Raw genomic sequence first — 19266 nt, forward strand, 5'->3', positions numbered from 1 at the left:
AGGGCGCTAGGACGCGGCCACCTCGATCTCGGCGACCACCCGATGGGCCGCCACCTGCTCGCCCACGGTGACATACAGCGCGCCCACCCTGCCCGCCGCAGGCGCCGCATGGATGTGCTCCATCTTCATCGCCTCCAGCGTGACCATGGGCTGCCCCGCCTGCACACGGTCGCCGACCGCGACCAGCACCGCGACCACGCGCCCGTTCATCGAGGCACGCAGCTTGCCGTCGCCGCCGCCCTCGCCCGGGCGCACGCCCGCGGAGCGCGCCTGGTCGTCGATCGCGAAAGGCCGGCCGCGATAGTGCAGCAGCAAGCGCGCGCCTTCGCGGTGGAACACCGCGCTCTCCAACACGCCGTCGCAGACCAGGCGCGCCCGATCGCCGTCGAGCCGGACCATCGCCAACTCGACGGCATTCCCGTCGATGTCGACATCGAAGCGCTGTTGCTCGCGCAGCTGCAGCCGGCCCGCATGACGCCGGCCGTCCACGTCGAAGCGCAGCGGGATCGCCAGCGAGTGCGTCAGCGCGCGGCCGCCCGGCCGCCGCATGCGCTCGCCCGCCGTCTCGTGCAGCAGCACAGCCGCCACGGCCGCCGCACGCAGGTGCGCCGCGTCATCCGGCGCCAGCAAGGCATCGGCATGCTGCGCAATGAAAGCGGTGGTGGCCTCGCCCGCGGCGAAGGCAGGATGCGCCAGGCAGCGGCCCAGGAAGAGCTGGTTGGTCGTCACGCCGAGCGCCACCAGCGCCTCCAGCCCGTGCAACAGGCGGCGGCGCGCCTCTTCGCGCGTGCGCCCATGGGCGATCAGCTTGCCGATCATCGAGTCGTACCAGGGCGGAATCTCCACGCCGGAACGCAGCGCATGCTCGACGCGCAATCCCTCGGGCGGCTGCCACAGCGCCAGCGTGCCGCTCTGCGGCATGAAGCCCTGCCCCGCATCCTCGGCGCACAGCCGCAGCTCGATGGCATGGCCGTCGAAGCGGACCTGCGCCTGCGTGAGCGCAAGCGCCTCGCCCGCGGCGATGCGCAACTGCAGTTCCACCAGGTCGAGGCCGGTGATCGCCTCGGTCACCGGATGCTCGACCTGCAGCCGCGTGTTCATCTCCATGAAGTAGAACCGGCCCTCGGCATCGAGCAGGAACTCCAGCGTGCCCGCACCCTCGTAGCCGATGGCCTTCACAGCGGCCAGCGCCGCGGCGCCCATGCGCTCGCGCAGCTCGGGCGTGACCGCCGGCGAGGGCGCCTCCTCGATCAGCTTCTGGTGGCGGCGCTGCACCGAGCAGTCGCGCTCGCCCAGGTGGATGGCGTTGCCTTGCCGGTCGGCGAAGACCTGGATCTCGATGTGGCGCGGCGCCGCGATGGCGCGCTCCAGGATCACGGTGTCGTCGCCGAAGGCGCCGCGCGCCTCGGATTTGGCGCTCCTGAGCAGCTCGGCGAATTCATCGTCGGACGACGCGAGCCGCATGCCGCGGCCGCCGCCGCCCGCGCTGGCCTTGATCATCACCGGATAGCCGATGCGCCCGGCCTCGGTGCGCAGCCGCTCCTCGCCCTGGTCCTCGCCCTGGTAGCCCGGGATGCAGGGCACGCCGGCCTCGCTCATCCGGCGCTTGGCGCCGGCCTTGTCGCCCATCGCGGCGATGGCCTGTGGCGAGGGGCCGATGAACACCAGCCCTGCTTCGCGGCAGGCGCGCGCGAACGCCTCGTTCTCGGCCAGGAAGCCATAGCCCGGGTGCACGGCATCGGCACCGGTGCGCCGGGCCGCCTCGATGATCGCCGGGATGCACAGGTACGACTGCGCCGGCAGCGGCTCGCCGATGCAGACCGCCTGGTCGGCCTGCGCGACGTGCAGCGCACCGGCATCGGCCGTGGAGTACACCGCCACCGTGCGATAGCCGAGCGCGCGCGCCGTGCGCATCACGCGCAGCGCGATCTCGCCGCGATTGGCGACGAGGATCTTGTGAAATGGCGTAGCAGACGTCATGGCCGCGCCACCGAAAACTGCATGGGCTGCGGCACCTTCGCCTCCGCATCGCGGCAGATCGACATCAGCTGCGCCAGCACGGCGCGGGTGTCGCGCGGGTCGATCACACCATCGTCGAGCAGCAGCGCGCTGGTGCTGAACACGCTCATCTGGCGCTCGAAGCGATCGATGATCTGCCGCTGCAGCGCCTCGAGCTTGGCGTGGTCCACCTCGCCCTTGCGCCGCATGGCGGCCTCGGTGACGATGGCCATGGTGCGCGCCGCCTGCTCGCCGCCCATCACCGCCGTCTTCGCGTTGGGCCAGGAGAAGCAGAAGCGCGGGTGGAAGCCGCGCCCGCACATGCCGTAATTGCCGGCGCCGAAGGAGGCGCCGCAATGGATCGTGAACTGCGGCACGGTGGCATTGGTCACGGCCTGGATCATCTTCGAGCCATGCTTGATCATCCCGGCCTCTTCGTAGGCGCGCCCCACCATGTACCCGGTCGTGTTCTGCAGGTAGAGGATGGGGGTGCGCACCTGGCAGCAGGCCTGGATGAAGTGCGTGGCCTTGTTCGCGCCGGCCACGTCGATCGGGCCGTTGTTGGTGACGATGCCCAGCGGCCAGCCCTCGATCTTCGCGGTGCCGCAGACGGTGGCCGGACCGTAGTCCTGGCCGAAGGCGAGGAACTCGGAGCCGTCGGCGATGCGCGCGATCACCTGCCGCATGTCGACCGGACGCTTGGGGTCCATCGGCATGATCCCCAGCAGTTCCTCGGCGTCGTGGCGCGGGGGCTCGAAGTTGCACGCCTCCTTCGAGTACCTTCGCCTTCGGCTGCGGTATTCGCCTTGGGGGCGGCCCTGCGGCTCCTGCGGCAGGTCGCGGTTCCAGTCGATGCCGGCCAGGATCTCGCGCGCGATGCGCAGCGCATCGCGGTCGTCCTCGGCCAGGTAGTCGCCCAGGCCCGAGACCGAGGTGTGCATCGCGGCGCCGCCCAGTTCCTCCTCGCTCGCGATCTCGCCGGTGGCCGCCTTCAGCAGCGGCGGGCCGGCGAGGAAGGCACGGGTGCGGTCGCGCACCATCACGATGTGGTCCGACAGCCCCGTCTGGTAGGCGCCGCCCGCGGTGGAAGAGCCGTGCGTCACGGTCAGCACCGGCAGGCCGGCAGCCGACAGGCGCGCGAGGTTGCGGAAGATGTTGCCGCCGCGCACGAAGTCCTCGACGCGGTAGGCCATCAGGTTGGCGCCGGCGCTCTCGACCAGCTGCACGAAGGGCAGGCGGTTCTCCAGCGCCAGCTCCTGGATGCGCAGCTGCTTGTCCAGGCCCATGGGCTGCAGCGCGCCCGCGTCGATGCCGGAGTCGGAAACGCTGACCATGCAACGGATGCCCGAGACCTGGCCGATGCCCGAGATCACGCCACCGCCCGGCACGCTCTTCTCCAGGTCGGAGTGGTCCATGCCGAAGCCCGCCAGCGTGGACAGCTCGAGAAAGGGCGCGCCCGCGTCGAGCAGCAGCGCCAGCCGCTCGCGCGGCAACAGCTGCCCGCGCTTCTCGAAGCGCTCGCGCGAGGCTGCGGAGGCCTGCACGGTGCGCGCCTCGATGGCGCGGAGGCGCTCGATCAGCGCGAGCATGCCGGCGCGGTTGGCCTGGAACGCCTCGCCGTTCGGGGACAGGGTCGACTCGATCGCCGCCATGCCTAGATCCCCAACTGGCGCGCGGCCAGGTCCTTCATGATTTCCTCCGACCCGCCGCCGATCATCATCACCTTGACCTCCCTGTAGATGCGCTCGCTCTTCGTGCCGCGCATGAAGCCCATGCCGCCGAGGATCTGCACCGCCTGGTCGGCACAGAACTGCATGGCCTGCGTGGCCACCACCTTCAGCATGCAGATGCGGGCGACCAGTTGGGCCGGCTCGGCGGCGCGGTGCTCGATGCGCCAGGCCAGGTCGTAGAGCAGGCAGCGGGCCGCATCGATGCGCGCCACCATGTCGACCAGCTTGTGGCGGATCACCTGGCGCTCCGACAGCGGCCGGCCGAAGGTCCTGCGCTGCCGCGCCCAGTCCAGCGCCTCCTCGAAGCAGACTTCGGCGAAGCTGCAGGCCAGGGCCGACATCACGAGGCGCTCGGTGTTGAAGTTCTTCATGATGATCGGGAAGCCCTGCCCTTCGGCGCCCAGCAGCCGGTCGGCCGGCACCCGGCAGTTCTCGAAGCGCAGGTGCGCGGTGTCCGAGGCCCACCAGCCCATCTTCTTGAGCTCGGTGCGCGCGAGACCCGGCGTGTCGCCGTCGACCAGCAGCAGCGAGACCCCGCCGGCGCCCTTGTTCGCGGGATCGGTGCGCACCGCCGTGGTGATGAAGTCGGCGCGCATGCCCGAGGTGATGAAAGTCTTCTCGCCGTTGACCACATAGTGATCGCCCTCGCGCATCGCCGTTGTCGCGAGGCTCGCGACGTCCGAGCCGCCGCCGGGTTCGGTGATGGCGAGCGCGATGATGGCTTCGCCCGCCAGCACCGGCGGGATCACCCGCCGCTTCAGCGCCTCGCTGCCCGCCTCGACCACCGGCGGCAGGCCGATGGTGTGCGAGCCCAGCGAGGCCTGAAGCCCGCCGCTGCCGCAGCGGGCCAGCTCCTCGGCGACGACGATCTTGAAGAAGACGTCGGCCGGCGTGCCGCCGTAGGCCTCGGGCACGCCCAGGCCCTGGACGCCCAGCGCGGCGGCGCGGCGGTAGAGCTCGCGCGGGAAGCTGCCGGCCTCGTCCCAGTCATGGACGTGCGGCGTGATCTCGCGCGCGACGAATTCGCGCAAGGCAGCCCGGAACTGCTGGTGCTCGGTGCGGAAGTAATGGCCGGGCGGTGGGGCATCGAGCATGAGTGGGGCATGGGCGGCGTCGGGGCCACCACCTTAGCCCGCCGCCGCACCCGCGGGCTTGCGGGAACTGGCTATGGCGCCGGACCGGCCGCGGCTCCCTGGTCCAACCAGGTCCGGGCCCGGCTCACCTGTTCAGCAGGCGGCGCGGTCGCATCCACCGCCAGCACCCCCACCTCTCCGACCGGCGACTCGAGGGTGGCGAACTGGTCGGCGACCAGGGTGGCCGAGAAGAAGTGGCCCCCGCGCCCGGCGACCCGGCGCTCGGCCTCCTCGCGCGACAGCTCCATGAAGACGAAGCGCAACTCCGGCACCGCGGCTCGCAGCCGCTCGCGGTAGCCGCGCTTGAGCGCCGAACAGGTCAGCACCGCACCCTGCGGATGCGCCGCGAGCGTGGACGCCAGGGTGTCCAGCCAGCCGGCCCGATCGGCGTCGGTGAGCGCGATGCCGGCGCGCATCTTGCTCACGTTTTCGGGCGGGTGGAAGTCGTCGCCCTCGATCAGCGGCAGGCCCAACTCGCGGACCAGCGCGGCCCCCAGGCTGGACTTGCCGCAGCCCGAAACGCCCATCACCACAAGCCAGCGGGGAGGGTTGTGCGATGAAGAAAAGTAAAGCTCGGTCATTGGGACTATTGTCTTGCCATCTCTACTTATGATGCGCCCTTCTCGCGGGAAGTAACAAGCCGTGTCCATGGTTTCGCTGGCGCTGCGCCGACCCTACACCTTCATCGTGATGGCGATGCTGATCGTGCTGGCCACGCCTTTCGTGCTGGCGCGCATGGCCACCGACATCTTCCCGGACATCAACATTCCGGTGCTGAGCATCATCTGGAACTACGGCGGCCTGCCGGCCCAGGAGATGGGGCAGCGCATCGCCGGCCAGACCGAGCGCGGCCTCACCACCACGGTGAGCGACATCGAGCACATCGAATCGCAGTCGCTGGCCGGCGTGAGCGTGATCAAGATCTTCTTCCAGCCCACGGCCAACATCGAGACCGCGATCGCCCAGACCGTCGCCTCGGTTCAGACCCAGGTGCGCCAGCTGCCGCCGGGCATCACGCCGCCGCTGGTGATCAAGTACTCGGCCTCCAGCATCCCGGTGATCCAGCTGGCGCTGTCGAGCAGCGAGCGGCCGGAGAACGCGCTCTTCGATTCGGCCATCAACCAGCTGCGGCCGCAGCTCATCACCATCCCCGGCGTGGCCATCCCCTTCCCCTACGGCGGCAAGAACCGGGTGATCTCGGTGGACCTCGACACCCAGGCGCTGCAGGCGCGCGGGCTCTCGCCGGCCGACGTGGTGAACGCAGTCAACGCGCAGAACCTGATCCTGCCCTCGGGCACCGCCAAGTTCGGGGCCACCGAGTACAGCGTGCGAATGAACGGCTCGCCGGAAGTGCTGGCCGGCCTCAACGACCTGCCGGTGCGCACCGCGGGCGGCGCCACCACCTACGTGCGCGACGTGGCCTATGTGCGCGACGGCTTCCAGCCGCAGACCAACATCGTGCGGCAGGACGGCGTGCGCGGCGTGCTGCTGTCGGTGATCAAGAACGGCGCCGCCTCCACGCTGGACATCGTCTCCAACCTGCGCGCCATGCTGCCGGTGGCGCAGCAGGGCATGCCGGCGGACATCAAGGTCACGCCGCTGTTCGACCAGTCGCTCTTCGTCAAGGCGGCGGTGCAAGGCGTGGTGCTCGAGGCCATCATCGCCGCCCTGCTCACGGCCGCGATGGTGCTGATCTTCCTGGGCAACTGGCGCAGCACGCTGATCATCGCGGCGACCATCCCGCTGTCGATCCTCACCTCGATCCTGGCACTCTACGCGCTGGGCGAGACGCTCAACCTGATGACGCTGGGCGGGCTCGCGCTGTCGGTCGGCATCCTGGTCGACCAGGCGATCGTGACCATCGAGAACATCGAGCGCCACCTGCACATGGGCACGCCGCTCAGCGAGGCGATCATGGTGGGCGCCGGCGAGATCGGGACGGCCGCCTTCGTCTCCACGCTGTGCATCTGCATCGTGTTCGTGCCGATGTTCTTCCTCTCGGGCGTGGCGCGCTTCCTGTTCGTGCCGCTGGCCGAGGCGGTGGTGTTCGCGATGCTGGCCTCCTACATCCTGTCGCGCACGCTGGTGCCGACGCTGGTCATGCTGCTCATGGGCCGCGTGCCGGCCCACGGCGCCACCGCCGGCAATGCGAAGCCCAGCCTGCTGCAGCGGGTCTACCGCAGCTTCGACCGGCGCTTCGAGCGCGTGCGGCGCGCCTACACGCTGGTGCTGTCGGCGCTGCTGTCCAGGCGCGGGCCCTTCATCGCGCTCTTCCTCGGCTTCTGCCTCTTGTCCTGCCTGCTGTACCCGGTGCTGGGCCGCGATTTCTTCCCCAGCGTGGATGCCGGCCAGATCCGCCTGCACATGCGCGCACCCACCGGCACCCGCATCGAGGAGACGGCGCGGCTGGCCGACGAGGTGGAGGCGGCGATCCGCGAGCTGGTGCCGAAGGACCAGCTCGAGACCATCCTCGACAACCTGGGCGTGCCCAACAGCGGCATCAACCTCTCCTACAGCAACGCCGGCACCATCGGCACGCTGGACGGCGAGATCCTGCTCTCGCTGCGCGACGGGCACCGGCCCACGGACGAATTCGTCTCGCTGCTGCGCGCAGAGCTGCCGAAGCGCTTCCCCGGCATCGAGTTCTTCTTCCAGCCGGCGGACATCGTCACGCAGATCCTCAACTTCGGCCTGCCCGCGGCCATCGACGTGCAGTTCAGCGGCAACGACCTGGCGGGCAATTCGCAGCGCGCCGCGGAGCTGGTCAAGGCCATCCGCAAGATCCCCGGCGCGGTCGATGCGCACGTGCACCAGCGCATGGACGCACCCAGCCTCAGCCTGCAGATGGACCGCACGCGGCTGCAGCAGGTCGGGCTCACGGCGCAGAACGTGGGCCAGAACGTGCTCATCGCGCTGTCGGGCAGCTCGCAGACGGCGCCGGCCTTCTGGCTCAATCCGCAGAACGGCGTGGTCTACAACGTCGCGGTGCAGACGCCGCAGTACAAGGTCGACTCGCTCGACGCGCTGCTCAACATCCCGGTGGGCGCCTCTGGCGCAAGCGCCGGGCCGCCGCAGCTGCTGGGCAACCTGGTGGAGGCGCAGGCCGCGCGAATGCCCTCCGTGGTGTCGCGCTACAACATCGCGCCGGTGGTCGACGTGTACGTCAGCGTACAGGGCACCGACCTCGCCAGCGTCGCGAAAGAGGTCAAGAAGCTCGTCGACGAGATCCGGCCCAAGCTCTCGCGCGGCAGCCAGGTCACCATCCGCGGCCAGGTGGAGACCATGCAGTCCTCCTTCCTCGGGCTGGGCATCGGTCTGGCGATGGCGGTGGTGCTGGTGTACCTGCTGATCGTGGTCACCTTCCAGTCCTGGCTGGACGCCGCGATCATCATCACCGCCCTGCCCGCTGCGCTGGCCGGCATCGCCTGGATGCTGTTCCTCACCGGCACCACGCTGAGCGTGCCGGCGCTGACCGGCGCGATCATGACCATGGGCGTGGCCACGGCCAACAGCATCCTGCTGATCGCCTTCGCGCGCGAGCGGCTGGCGGCCGGCGTGCCGCCGCTGTCGGCCGCGCTGGAAGCCGGCGCCACCCGCATCCGGCCGGTGCTGATGACGGCGCTGGCGATGATCATCGGCATGATCCCGATGGCGCTGGGCCTGGGCGAAGGCGCCGAGCAGAACGCCCCACTGGGCCGCGCCGTGATCGGCGGCCTGCTGTTCGCGACCGTGTCCACCCTGTTCTTCGTGCCGGCCGTGTATGCCGGCATCCACAGCCGCCTGGCCCATCGCAAGGCGGCGCGCGAAGCCGAAGCCAACGCGCCGCCGTTGCAGGGCGCCGCGCCCCAGGAGAGTTGAGACCATGACGGAGCAACGCCACGCGGCATTGGCCATCCACCCGATTGCCGCCGACGAGCAAGGCGAGCATCACGAGCTGCTGCGGCGGCGCCAGATCGTGCGGCGCACGCGCATCGCCGTGCTGATCGTGCTGGTGCTGCTGGCCATCGGCGCGGCACGCACGGTGTTCGTGCGCATCGCCAACGCCCGGGCGCTGGAGGCCTCTTCCACCGAGCTCGCCAAGCAATACGTGAAGACCGCGCTGCCGCAGACCGCCGCCGCCGGTCAGACGCTGGCGCTGCCGGGCACGCTGCAGGGCTTCGTGCAGTCCCCGATCTCGGCACGCGCGAGCGGCTACCTCAAGCGCTGGACCAAGGACATCGGCAGCCAGGTGCAGAAGGGCGATCTGCTGGCCGAGATCGAGACGCCGGAGATCGACCAGCAGCTCTCGCAGGCCATCGCCGCGCGGCAGCAGGCGGCCTCCAGCCTCGAGCTGGCGAAGAGCACCGTGGCGCGCTGGGAGAACCTGCGCAAGAAGGACGTGGTCTCGCAACAGGACCTGGACGAGCGGCGCAGCGGCCTCGCGCAGGCCACGGCCAACGTGGCTGCTGCCGATGCCAACGTGCAGCGGCTGCGCCAGACCGAGGGCTTCAAGCGCGTCGTCGCGCCCTTTGCCGGCGTGATCACGCGGCGCAACGTCGACGTCGGCGACCTGATCGACGCGGGCGGCAGCCGGCCGCTGTTCCTGCTCGCGCAGACCGATCCGCTGCGCGTCTACATCAACGTGCCGCAGGCCTATGCGCAGCTGGTCAAGGCCGGCCAGCCGGTGGTGGTGACGCAGGCGGAGCTGCGCGGCCAGAGCTTCAAGGGCGAGGTGGCACGCACCTCGGGCGCCATCGACACGGCCACCCGAATGATGCAGGTCGAGGTCTCGCTGCCGAATCGAGAGGGCCTGCTGCTCCCGGGCGCCTATGTGCAGGTCTCGCTGCCGCTGGCGGCCAGCCGCGCGCTCAGCGTCCCGGCCAATGCGCTGCTGTTCCGCGCCGAGGGCACGCGCGTCGCCACGGTCGATGCCGAAGGGCGCGTGCGCCTGCGCACCATCAATGTCGGGCGCAACTACGGCGAGACGGTGGAGGTGCTGGACGGCATCACGGCCAACGACCGGCTGATCCTGAATCCCTCGGACTCTCTGGCCGAGGGCGATGTGGTGGCGGTGGCCAAGGAACCGGCGTGAGCGTGCGGCGTCTCGGGGCGATTGCAGCCACTGCCTTGCTGCTCGCGGCCTGTGCCGCCGGCCCGGACTATCGCGCGCCGCAGGTCGAGGTGCCGGTGAGCTGGCAGCTGGAGGAGCCCTGGCGCCAGGCCGCGCCCGGCGATGCGCTCGACAAGGGCCCCTGGTGGCAGCGCTTCGGCGACGCCGAGCTCGATCGCCTGCAGCAACAGGCGCTGCGCAACAGCCCCACGCTGACGCTGGCCAGCGCGCGGCTCACCCAGGCGCGCGCCACGCTGTCGGCGGCCGATGCCGCGCGCTATCCGCAGCTGGGCTTGGGCGCGCGTGCCGCGCGGCTGAAGATCTCCGCCAACCGCCCGCTCACCAACTACGCGACGCAGAACTTCTCCACGGTGCAGAACGACTTCGCGCTCTCGCTCAACGCCAGCTACGAGCTCGACCTGGCCGGCCGCGTGCAGCGCTCGGTCGAGGGCGCGACCGCTTCCGCGGCGCAGTCGGCGGCCGACCTGGAGAACACGCGCCTGCTGCTCACCACCGATCTGGCCTCGGCCTATTTCAACCTGCGCGCCACCGACATCGAGCTCGACGTGCTGTCGCGCTCGATCGCGCTGCAGCGCCGTGCGCTCGAGCTCGTCACGGCGCGCCACGACCTCGGCGCCGTCTCCGGGCTGGACGTGGCGCAGCAGCAGGCTCTGCTCGACAGCACGCTCGCGCAAGTCGACGTGCTGAAGAAGCAGCGCTCGCAGTACGAGCATGCGCTCGCCACCCTGAGCGGCACGCCGGCGCCCCGCTTTGCGCTCGCGGCCGACCTGCGCCCCATCGTGCCGCCGGCCATCCCGCTCGGCGTGCCCTCGGACGCGCTGGAGCGCCGGCCCGACGTCGCCTCGGCCGAGCGCGCGATGGCCGCGGCCAATGCGCAGATCGGCGTCGCGACCGCGGCCTTCTATCCCAGCGTGATGCTGGCGCCGATGGTGGGTGTGGACAGCCGCATGATCGAGACCTTGTTCGATGCGCCCAGCCTGCTGTGGTCGGTGGGCGTTTCGGCGACGCAGGTGCTGTTCGACGGCGGACGCATCCGCGCCAACGTGGACTTCGCCCAGGCCGGCTACGAAGGCACGGTGGCCAACTACCGGCGCGTGGTGCTGACGGCGATGCAGGAGGCGGAAGACGGCATCACAGGCCTGGCCGCGCTCGACCGCGCGGTGACGCAGTCGCTCGCCGCCGTCGATTCGGCGCGCCGCGTGCTGGACATGGCGACCACCCGCTACGAAGGCGGTGCCTCGACCTACCTCGACGTGATCAGCGCCCAGCAGTCGCTGCTGGTGGCCGAGCGCCAGGCCACGCAGCTGCAGGGCCAGCGCCTGCTGACCTCGGTCTTTCTCGTGAAGGCGCTGGGCGGCGACTGGTGCGGCGTCGAATCGCGCAGTGCGAGCGCGAGCGCGAGCGCCCACGCTAGAACAGACTGCCCTGCCCCGCTGCGCCGGGTGGCCGGAACGCGCTGAGATCGAGCGCGATGCGCTCGCGGTTGAAGCCCAGGCGCTGCGTCGCCTTCTCGAAGCGCTGGCGGATCAGCTCGGCCCACAGGCCGCTGCCGACCATGCGGGTGCCGAAGTCGGCGTCGTAGTCCTTGCCGCCGCGCATCTCGTGGATGCGCGCCATGATGCGGCCGGCACGCTGCGGGTAATGCAGCTCCAGCCATTGCTTGAAGAGCGGCGCCACCTCCCAGGGCAGGCGGATCACGGTGTAGAAGGCGCTGCGCGCGCCGGCCTCCCAGGCGGCCTCGAGCACCTTTTCCATGTCTTCGGTGACGAAGGGGATCTGCGGCGCCACGCTCACCCCCACCGGCACGCCGGCCTCGGCCAGCGTGCGTACCGTGCGCAGCCGCCGGTGCGGCGCGGCGGCGCGCGGCTCCAGCTTGCGCGCGAGCTCGCCGTCGAGCGTGGTGATGGTGACGTAGACCGCTGCCAGGTGCTGGGCCGCCATCGGCGCGATCACGTCGAGGTCGCGCTCGACGGCGCTGGACTTGGTGACCAGGCCGAAGGGATGGCGCACCTCCTGGAGCAGCTCGATCACCGCGCGCGTCAGCCGCAGCTCGCGCTCGATCGGCTGGTAGCAATCGGTCGCGGTGCCGATCGCCAGGTTCTGCGGCCTGTAGCTGCGCCGGCCCAGCTCGGCGCGCAGCACCTCCACGATGTTGCGCTTGGCGATCAGCTTGGTCTCGAAGTCCAGGCCGGGCGAGAGGTTCAGGTAGCTGTGGGTCGGCCGCGCGAAGCAGTAGATGCAGCCGTGCTCGCAGCCGCGGTAGGGGTTGATCGAGCGGTCGAAATGGATGTCGGGCGAGTCGTTCTCGCTCAGCACCGACTTCACGTCCTCGAAGCGCACCTCGGTCTGCAAGGGAGGCAGCGGCTCGGCGCTGCCCTCTTCGAGCGTGCCCCAGCCGTCGTCGAAGGCATCGCGCGCGTCGCGCTCGAAGCGGTGGGGCAGCCGGGTCGCGGCGCCGCGGCCCTTGATGGCGTGGATGGGAATGAAAGCGTCGGGCATGGTCTTCGCCTCGAATAACTGGATGAATATCCAGTATTCCACCAATCGCGCCGGCTTGCACGCGAGTTCTATTTCTCTATTGACAGAAATATCGAAAACCATAGACTCGATGCCGAGGCCACACCATGCAACTGACCGACATCCAACGCAAGTTCGTGCTCCACTGGGGCGAAATGGGCTCCATGTGGGGCGTCAACCGCACCGTCTCGCAGATTCACGCCCTGCTCTTCGTCCACGGCAAGCCACTGCATGCGGAGCAGCTGTCGGAGACCCTCAACGTCGCGCGCTCGAACGTGAGCAACAGCCTGAAGGAACTGCAGGCCTGGAACCTGGTGCGCATCACCCACGTGTTGGGCGACCGGCGCGACTATTTCGAGACCAGCGTCGACGTGTGGGAGCTGTTCCGCACCGTGGTGCGGGAGCGCAAGGAGCGCGAGTTCGACCCCACCGTTCGCATGCTGCGCGAGGTCATCGCCAGCCCCGATTTCGTCAACGAGCCGGCCGACGCGCAGGACCGCATTCGGGCCACCATGGAGCTCATGGCCAAGCTCGGCGCCTGGGCCGACGAGATGTTGCGCCTGTCACCCGGCACGCTGGACAAGGTGCTGTCGCTGGGCGCCAGCGTGCAGAAGTTCGTGCGTGGCGACGCCGCCGGCCGCGGCGGGGACGACCCCGATGCCCACCATGCCGGATTGCCCATGCTTTGAATTTTTTTCACCTCTTATTTCTGTTTTGACTGAAACATCGAGAGGAACAGCCATGGCCACCTCGCTCAACGTCCTGGTTTGCGGCGCCAACGGCTTCATCGGCAGCCGCATCGCTGCGGCGCTGCTGCAGGCCGGGCACCGCGTGAGCTGCGGCAGCGCGACGCGGCTGCGCACGGATCTGCCCCATGTTCCCATCGACTTCTCGCGCGACACCGAAGCCGCGACGTGGCTGCCGCGCCTGCAAGGCCTCGACACGGTCGTCAACGCCGTCGGCGTGTTGCGCAACAGCACGCGCCGGCCCATGCGCGCGGTGCACACCGCCGTGCCGGCCGCGCTCTTCGAGGCCTGCGCGCAGGCAGGCGTGCGCCGCATCGTCCAGATCTCGGCCCTCGGCATCGGCCGCAGCGACGACGACAACCCCACGCAGTACGCGCACACCAAGCGCGCCGCCGAAGCCGCGCTCGAAGCGCTGCCGGCCAGCGGGCCCTCATGGATTGCGCTGCGGCCCTCGGTCGTGCTCGGCCCCGGCGGCGACGCGGCCCAGCTTTTCCGCACGCTGGCCGCGCTTCCCCTGCTGTCGATGCCCGGACCCGCCCTCGACGCCAAACTCCAGCCGATCTACGTCGAGGACCTGGCCCGCGCCGTGGCGGTGCTGGCCGATCCGGCCTCGCCCTACCGGGGCGTGGTGGAATTCGGCGGCGCTCGCGAGATGACGCTGGCCGAGCTGATCGCCACGCTGCGCAGCACACGTCGCGCCGGCACGGCGCGTGCTGCGCATCTGGTGCGCCTGCCCGCCTGGATGGGCGTGCTGAGCGCACGCGCGGGCGACTTCCTGCCCGGCCTGCCCTGGTGCACCGACACCCGCGTGATGCTGGAACTCGACAACGTCGCCAGCAATGCACCGCTGGCCGAATGGCTGGGCCGCGCGCCCCGCGATCTTCGCGACTTCGCCGCCGAGCTCTGATTCCCAAGCCTTCGAAAAAGAACAAGCATGAACGACACCCTTCCGCAAGGCCTCTCCTCCCTTGCGCGCACCACCGCCCCATCGCATGCCGCCATCACGCCCGGCGACACGCAGGACTACTTCACCGAGGTCGCCGACGACTACCGCGCCTGGAGCCCCGGCTACAACATGCACTTCGGCTTCTGGCGCGCCGGCCTCAACCCCTTCCGCCGCGAAGCCATGCTGGTCGAGATGAACCGCACCGTGGGCCGCGCGCTGCAGCTGCACCCGCAGCAGCCGGCCTGCGTGGTCGACCTGGGCTGCGGCGCCGGCGCCACCGCGCGCACGCTGGCGGCGGAGCATCCGAAGCTCTACGCGGTGACCGTGACCAACGTGCCGGTGCAGAACGCCATCGCCGCCCGGCTCGATGCCGGCGCCGGCCTGGCCGATCGCGTCGCCCACGTGGAAGCCGACTACACGCGCACCGGCCTGCCCACTGCCGAGGCCGACGGCGCCTGGGCCGTCGAGAGCGCCTGTTACGCGAACGGCAGTGCCAAGGCCGACTTCGTTGCCGAGGCCGCCCGGCTGCTGAAGCCCGGCGCACGCCTCGTGGTGATCGACGGCTTCCTGCTGCGCGAACGGCCCGGCCGCATCGCCGGCTGGCTGCACCGGCTCTGGGCCGACAGCTGGGCGGTGCCCACCCTGGCCGTGCGCGACGACTTCGTGGCTGCGCTGCAGCGCCATGGCTTCGGGCAGGTCGAAGTGAAGTCGCTGCGCTGGCGCGTGGCGCCGAGCGCGCTGCACATCCCGGTGCTGGCCACCCGCTTCACGCTGGCCGAGCTGTGGAAGGCGCGCGGCCGTCTCTCGCCGTGGCGGCGCAAGCACATCGTCGCGAGCTACTGTTCACTCGCGCTGGGCCTGTTCTGGCGCGACTTCGACTACTGCATCGTGACGGCCGTGCGCGATGCGCAACGCGCAGAACCCGCATGAGTGACGGCACGCCTCGTCCGGCGCCGCATGCACTCCGTTCCCTCAGAACTCGGCATCGAGCTCGTCGATCTCCTCGGGCTCCAGCTTCGCCGCGGCAATCCACTCCTGCATCGCGGGCAGTTCGATGATGCGCTTGCAGTAGGCCGCGCAGGCCTTGTCGAGCGCCACGTCGTAGCTCATGAAGCGGGTGACCACCGGCGCATACATCGCATCGGCCATGCAGGGCTGTGCGCCGAACAGAAAGGGGCCGTCGTAGCCCTTGAGGCATTCGCGCCAGATCTCGACGACACGGTCGATGTCGGTCTGCGCGCGCGACCAGATCTTGAAGCCGGGGAAGCGGGCCTTGATGTTCATCGGCAGCGCGCCGCGCATCGAGCCGAAACCCGAGTGCATCTCGCCGCAGATCGCGCGGCAATGGGCGCGGGCCTCGATGCCGGCCGGCAGCAGGCCGGCCTTGGGCTTGATCTCGTTCAGGTATTCGCCGATCGCCAGCGTGTCCCAGACCTTCACGTTGCCGTGCTGCAGCGAAGGCACCCGCATCGACGAGGAGAGCAGCAGCATCTCGGCCTTCATCGCCGGATCGTCGGGCGGAATCACCTTCTCGACGAAATCCAGGCCCGCCAGCTTGCACATCAGCCAGCCGCGCAGCGCCCAGGCACCGTAGTTCTTGCTGCTGATGGTGAGAACGGGTTTGGCGGCGGCCATGCTGACTCCTCGTCTGCCGGGTGGGTGATTCGTGGCTGTGCAAGCCCTGTGCCACAACAGTGCGCGATGCGCCGGGGCCCGGCCCTTGGCCCGCAAATTGCCTTCCCCGGTGCATGTTGTACAGGGCCTACCAGACCAGCGCCGACCTGATGTCGCCATCACGGCTCGCTGCGCAATACCTCGGCAGCTCCCTGTGGCAGGAGAACACAGACCGCAGCGCCTTCCGGCGCCTCTCGGCCATGATGGAGGTCTATTCGCGCATGCGGCTCACGCACACGCGGCCGCCCTACGGCATCCGCAGCGTCACGCTGGGCGGCGAGGAGGTCGAGGTGCATGAGGAAGTCGTCCTGAGCGCCCCCTTCGGCACCCTCCTGCATTTCCGCAAGAACACCCCCTTGGTGCATCCGCCGGTGCTGCTGGCCGCACCACTTTCGGGCCACTTCGCCACCCTGTTGCGCGAAACCGTGCGCACCCTGCTGCGCGACCACGACGTCTATTTGACCGACTGGCACAACGCGCGCGACGTTTCCCTGTGGCATGGCGGTTTCGGGCTGGACGACTACACGCTGCAAATCATTGCCTTCCTGGAGGCCATCGGCCCGGGCGTGCACATGGTCGCAGTCTGCCAGCCCTGCGTGGCCGCGCTCGCGGCGACCGCGCTGATGGCCGAGGACGACAACCCCTCGGCGCCGCGCAGCCTGACGCTGATGGCCGGGCCCGTCGACTGCCGCATCAACCCGACGGCCGTCAACAAGCTGGCGAACGACCGCCCCATCGACTGGTTCGAGCGCAACCTGATCAGCCGCGTGCCCTGGCCGCACGCGGGCTGCATGCGGCGCGTGTACCCCGGCTTTCTCCAGCTCGCAGCGTTCATGAGCATGAACCCGGAACGCCACAAGCAGCAGTTCAGGAAGCTTTTCGAGCATCTGGTCGAAGGCGAGCTCGACAAGGCCGCCGTGATCCGCGACTTCTACGACGAGTACCTGGCGGTGAACGACCTGCCCGCCGAGTTCTACCTGGAGACGGTAGAGCGCGTGTTCCAGACCTACGACCTGGCGCGTGGCGTGCTCACGGTGGGCGAGCGCAAGGTCGACCCCGCCGCCATCCGCCGCACCGCGCTGCTCACCGTCGAGGGCGAGCGCGACGACATCTGCGCCATCGGCCAGACCGTGGCCGCACAGGACCTGTGCCCCAGCGTGCGGCCCTACCTGAAGATCCACCACCTGCAAGCGGGCGTGGGGCACTACGGCGTGTTCAGCGGCAGCAAGTGGAATACGCAGATCTATCCGCGCGTGCGCGAGACGATCCACATGGCGGCCGAGCTGCATTAGCGGCTGGCGCGAGCCGCCTTCTTTTTCGCGATACGCCTGCGCACCGGTGCCTCCGCCGGTAGCGGCAGGCGCTGCCCGAGAAAGCCGATCAGCTCCTGCGCCACCACGTTGCGCATCGGCCCCGGCAGGTAGACCAGCACCACGCGGCGTTCGACCCGCGGCTTTGCCAGCGGCAGCACCATGAGTTCGGGGTCGCGCAGCGAGCCGGTATAGAGCCGCGGCATCAGCCCGAGCGCAAGGCCGCCGCGCACCAGGGCATAGAGCGTTTCCGAATAGCTGACCCGGTAGGGCTCGGCGCCCTGCGCGAACTGCGCGCGCGCCGGGTTGCCCAGCGCCGGCATGCTGCCGCTCTCGAACAGCACCAGCTGCTCGTTGCCGATGGCCTCCCAGTTCACCTCGCTCTTCTGCGCCAGCGCATGGTCGCGCCGCACGACCAGCACCAGCGGATCGCGCAACAGATCCACGCAGACCAGGCCGCCCGGCGGCTCGGTGATGGCCGCGACGGCCATGTCGAGCTGGCCGCTGCGCACCTCGGCCAGGAGCGTGGTCGAAGGGGCGTCGCGCCAGGCGAACTCGAGCACGCGCCCCGTTTCGCGCAGGAAATCGGCCACCGCCGCGGCCACGCTGCCGCTGGCCGAGGGGACCACGCCGATGCGCACGAAGGCGCGCCCGCGCTGCACCGTGCTCTCGATGTCGCGCAGCGCCATCTCGACGGTGTTGACCAGGAAATCGGTGCGCGCCAGTACTTCCGCGCCCACCGGCGTGAGCTCCAGCCGGTGGGTGGAGCGGGTCAGCAGCTCGGCACCGAGCAGCTTCTCCATCTGCTTGATGGCATTGCTGAGCGCCGGCTGCGTGATCGAGAGCCGCCGCGCCGCGCGGCCGAACTGGCCCTCCTGCACCAGCACCGAGAAGAACTGGAGCTGGCGCAGCGTCAACGCGCGCAGGGGCAGTGAGCGCATGTGTGGCCCATCGATTGGATGAATCAAATTATAGAAATTCAAAATTTTGCTTATGGCGGTGTGCTCACTAGACTGCCCCGGATGACGCCCGCGCCCACGCCCCTCGACGCCTTCCTGCACGCGATCCCCAAGGCCGAGCTGCACTGCCATCTGTTCGGCACCGTTCGCCACGACACCTTCGCGGCACTCAACCGCCGAGCCGGTGCGCCGCTGGCAGAGCAGGAGGTGGAGGACTTCTACACGCGCGGCGAGAAGCCCGTCGGCGTGCTGCGTGTGCTGCGCGCGCTCGATGCCCACCTGGTGCGCACACCCGACGACCTGCACCGCCTGGCCTTCGAGTACCTGGAGGACGCCGCGGCCCACCACGTGCGCTACAGCGAGTTCTTCTGGAACCCGACCGGCACCGTGCATGCCTCCGGCATCGCCTACCGTGCGGCGCAGGAGGCGATCGTGCGCGCCATCCACGACGCGCAGCGCGACTTCGGCATCACGGGCAGGCTGATCGCGGCCATCGACCGCGAGGCCAGCCCCGAGGCCGCGGTCGAGATGGTCGAATGGGTCACGTCGAACCGCTGCGAGGAAGTGATCGGCATCGGCATCGACTACCGCGAGATCGACCGGCCGCCCGAGCTGTTCCTGCAGGCGTACCGCGACGCGCGGCGCGCCGGCCTCAAGACCACCGCGCACGCGGGCGAGTTCGGCATGCCCTGGACCAACGTGCGCACTGCGCTCGAGCTGCTGCAGGTGGACCGCATCGACCATGGCTACACGGTGGTGGACCACCCCGCCTTCGCGCGCGAGTGCGCCGAGCGCGGCGTGCTCTTCACCGTGGTGCCGACCAACTCCTACTACCTGCGCACGCTGCCGCCGGAGCGCTGGGCGCTGGACCACCCGATCCGCCGCATGCCCGGCCTGGGCCTGCGCATCCATCCCAACACCGACGATCCCACGCTGCACCAGGTCACGCCGACGCAGGCCTGGGCCATGATGGTCCGCGACTTCGGCTTCGGGCTGGACGAGCTGCGCGGCTTCATGCACAACGGCCTCGACGGCGCCTGGATCGACGACAGCACACGCCGCGACTGGCGCGCGCAGTGGAGCGCCGAGTTCGACGCGCTGCGCGCCCGGCTCGCACCCGACACCCCCACCTCCGGAACCTGA

Annotated in this window: 15 protein-coding genes; 8 read left to right on the top strand and 7 right to left on the bottom strand. The window is 69.9% G+C overall.

The window, feature by feature from the left end; genetic code table 11:
• Positions 1-6 precede the first annotated feature (6 nt).
• The 4 genes from AC3A6X_RS10755 to AC3A6X_RS10770 form a co-directional block, all read right to left on the bottom strand.
• Positions 7-1980 (bottom strand): acetyl/propionyl/methylcrotonyl-CoA carboxylase subunit alpha, encoded by a 1974-nt coding sequence (locus tag AC3A6X_RS10755; RefSeq protein WP_487842164.1) that lies wholly within the window; start codon positions 1978-1980, stop codon positions 7-9.
• Positions 1977-3650 carry an acyl-CoA carboxylase subunit beta gene (locus AC3A6X_RS10760; protein ID WP_487842165.1) on the bottom strand — a complete coding sequence of 558 codons (1674 nt, stop codon included), beginning with the start codon at positions 3648-3650 and terminating at the stop codon, positions 1977-1979. Before AC3A6X_RS10760 ends, AC3A6X_RS10755 begins: the two co-directional genes overlap by 4 nt.
• Positions 3651-3652: 2 nt before the next feature.
• On the bottom strand, positions 3653-4822 hold the full coding sequence (locus AC3A6X_RS10765) for an acyl-CoA dehydrogenase family protein (RefSeq protein ID WP_487842166.1): 1170 nt from the start codon (positions 4820-4822) through the stop codon (positions 3653-3655).
• 71 nt (positions 4823-4893) lie between these two features.
• Positions 4894-5442, bottom strand: a complete 549-nt coding sequence (locus tag AC3A6X_RS10770) for a gluconokinase (protein ID WP_487842167.1) — start codon at positions 5440-5442, stop codon at positions 4894-4896.
• A 61-nt stretch (positions 5443-5503) separates the two neighbouring features.
• On the opposite strand from AC3A6X_RS10770, the gene AC3A6X_RS10775 reads away from it, so the two are divergent.
• The 3 genes from AC3A6X_RS10775 to AC3A6X_RS10785 are packed head-to-tail and all read left to right on the top strand — an operon-like array spanning position 5504 to position 11431.
• Positions 5504-8719, top strand: coding sequence for an efflux RND transporter permease subunit (locus AC3A6X_RS10775; RefSeq protein WP_487842168.1), 3216 nt, complete (start codon positions 5504-5506; stop codon positions 8717-8719).
• 4 nt (positions 8720-8723) lie between these two features.
• Positions 8724-9932: an efflux RND transporter periplasmic adaptor subunit gene (locus AC3A6X_RS10780; protein WP_487842169.1), complete on the top strand. Its 1209-nt coding sequence runs from the start codon at positions 8724-8726 to the stop codon at positions 9930-9932.
• Positions 9929-11431, top strand: a complete 1503-nt coding sequence (locus AC3A6X_RS10785; protein WP_487842170.1) for an efflux transporter outer membrane subunit — start codon at positions 9929-9931, stop codon at positions 11429-11431. The genes AC3A6X_RS10780 and AC3A6X_RS10785 overlap by 4 nt, the downstream gene beginning before the upstream one ends.
• Here the strand turns inward: AC3A6X_RS10785 and AC3A6X_RS10790 are convergent.
• A complete protein-coding gene (locus tag AC3A6X_RS10790) occupies positions 11382-12470 on the bottom strand; it encodes a PA0069 family radical SAM protein (protein WP_487842171.1) in 1089 nt (362 codons plus the stop codon). The genes AC3A6X_RS10785 and AC3A6X_RS10790 overlap by 50 nt on opposite strands.
• Before the next feature lie 125 nt (positions 12471-12595).
• On the opposite strand from AC3A6X_RS10790, the gene AC3A6X_RS10795 reads away from it, so the two are divergent.
• From AC3A6X_RS10795 to AC3A6X_RS10805, 3 genes are read left to right on the top strand one after another with little or no spacing between them, the layout of a single operon-like run.
• Entirely contained in the window at positions 12596-13177 is a 582-nt protein-coding gene (locus AC3A6X_RS10795) for a GbsR/MarR family transcriptional regulator (RefSeq protein ID WP_487842172.1), read from the top strand.
• A gap of 52 nt (positions 13178-13229) precedes the next feature.
• A complete protein-coding gene (locus AC3A6X_RS10800) occupies positions 13230-14141 on the top strand; it encodes an NAD-dependent epimerase/dehydratase family protein (RefSeq protein WP_487842173.1) in 912 nt (303 codons plus the stop codon).
• Positions 14142-14168: 27 nt separating this feature from the next.
• Positions 14169-15110 carry an SAM-dependent methyltransferase gene (locus AC3A6X_RS10805; RefSeq protein WP_487842174.1) on the top strand — a complete coding sequence of 314 codons (942 nt, stop codon included), beginning with the start codon at positions 14169-14171 and terminating at the stop codon, positions 15108-15110.
• 42 nt (positions 15111-15152) lie between these two features.
• Here AC3A6X_RS10805 and AC3A6X_RS10810 read toward each other — a convergent pair whose 3' ends face one another.
• Positions 15153-15815, bottom strand: a complete 663-nt coding sequence (locus AC3A6X_RS10810) for a glutathione S-transferase (protein WP_309970113.1) — start codon at positions 15813-15815, stop codon at positions 15153-15155.
• 113 nt (positions 15816-15928) lie between these two features.
• Between AC3A6X_RS10810 and AC3A6X_RS10815 the strand changes: the two genes are divergently transcribed.
• Positions 15929-17146 carry a polyhydroxyalkanoate depolymerase gene (locus tag AC3A6X_RS10815; RefSeq protein ID WP_487842175.1) on the top strand — a complete coding sequence of 406 codons (1218 nt, stop codon included), beginning with the start codon at positions 15929-15931 and terminating at the stop codon, positions 17144-17146.
• Here AC3A6X_RS10815 and AC3A6X_RS10820 read toward each other — a convergent pair.
• Complete coding sequence (locus AC3A6X_RS10820; RefSeq protein ID WP_487842176.1) at positions 17143-18105, bottom strand: LysR family transcriptional regulator; 963 nt, start codon at positions 18103-18105, stop codon at positions 17143-17145. The two genes, AC3A6X_RS10815 and AC3A6X_RS10820, sit on opposite strands and share 4 nt — an antisense overlap.
• Positions 18106-18186: 81 nt before the next feature.
• Here AC3A6X_RS10820 and add point away from each other — a divergent pair, with 81 nt between their 5' ends.
• On the top strand, positions 18187-19266 hold the full coding sequence (gene add / locus AC3A6X_RS10825; protein ID WP_487842177.1) for an adenosine deaminase: 1080 nt from the start codon (positions 18187-18189) through the stop codon (positions 19264-19266).

Source organism: Variovorax sp. Soil_C_12, assembly GCF_057657375.1.

Coding starts and splice junctions, on each gene's coding strand:
- AC3A6X_RS10755 (WP_487842164.1), bottom strand. CDS start 1,980: ATGACGTCTGCTACGCCATTTCACAAGATCCTCGTCGCCAATCGCGGC.
- AC3A6X_RS10760 (WP_487842165.1), bottom strand. CDS start 3,650: ATGGCGGCGATCGAGTCGACCCTGTCCCCGAACGGCGAGGCGTTCCAG.
- AC3A6X_RS10765 (WP_487842166.1), bottom strand. CDS start 4,822: ATGCTCGATGCCCCACCGCCCGGCCATTACTTCCGCACCGAGCACCAG.
- AC3A6X_RS10770 (WP_487842167.1), bottom strand. CDS start 5,442: ATGACCGAGCTTTACTTTTCTTCATCGCACAACCCTCCCCGCTGGCTT.
- AC3A6X_RS10780 (WP_487842169.1), top strand. CDS start 8,724: ATGACGGAGCAACGCCACGCGGCATTGGCCATCCACCCGATTGCCGCC.
- AC3A6X_RS10790 (WP_487842171.1), bottom strand. CDS start 12,470: ATGCCCGACGCTTTCATTCCCATCCACGCCATCAAGGGCCGCGGCGCC.
- AC3A6X_RS10795 (WP_487842172.1), top strand. CDS start 12,596: ATGCAACTGACCGACATCCAACGCAAGTTCGTGCTCCACTGGGGCGAA.
- AC3A6X_RS10800 (WP_487842173.1), top strand. CDS start 13,230: ATGGCCACCTCGCTCAACGTCCTGGTTTGCGGCGCCAACGGCTTCATC.
- AC3A6X_RS10805 (WP_487842174.1), top strand. CDS start 14,169: ATGAACGACACCCTTCCGCAAGGCCTCTCCTCCCTTGCGCGCACCACC.
- AC3A6X_RS10810 (WP_309970113.1), bottom strand. CDS start 15,815: ATGGCCGCCGCCAAACCCGTTCTCACCATCAGCAGCAAGAACTACGGT.
- AC3A6X_RS10815 (WP_487842175.1), top strand. CDS start 15,929: ATGTTGTACAGGGCCTACCAGACCAGCGCCGACCTGATGTCGCCATCA.
- AC3A6X_RS10820 (WP_487842176.1), bottom strand. CDS start 18,105: ATGCGCTCACTGCCCCTGCGCGCGTTGACGCTGCGCCAGCTCCAGTTC.
- add (WP_487842177.1), top strand. CDS start 18,187: ATGACGCCCGCGCCCACGCCCCTCGACGCCTTCCTGCACGCGATCCCC.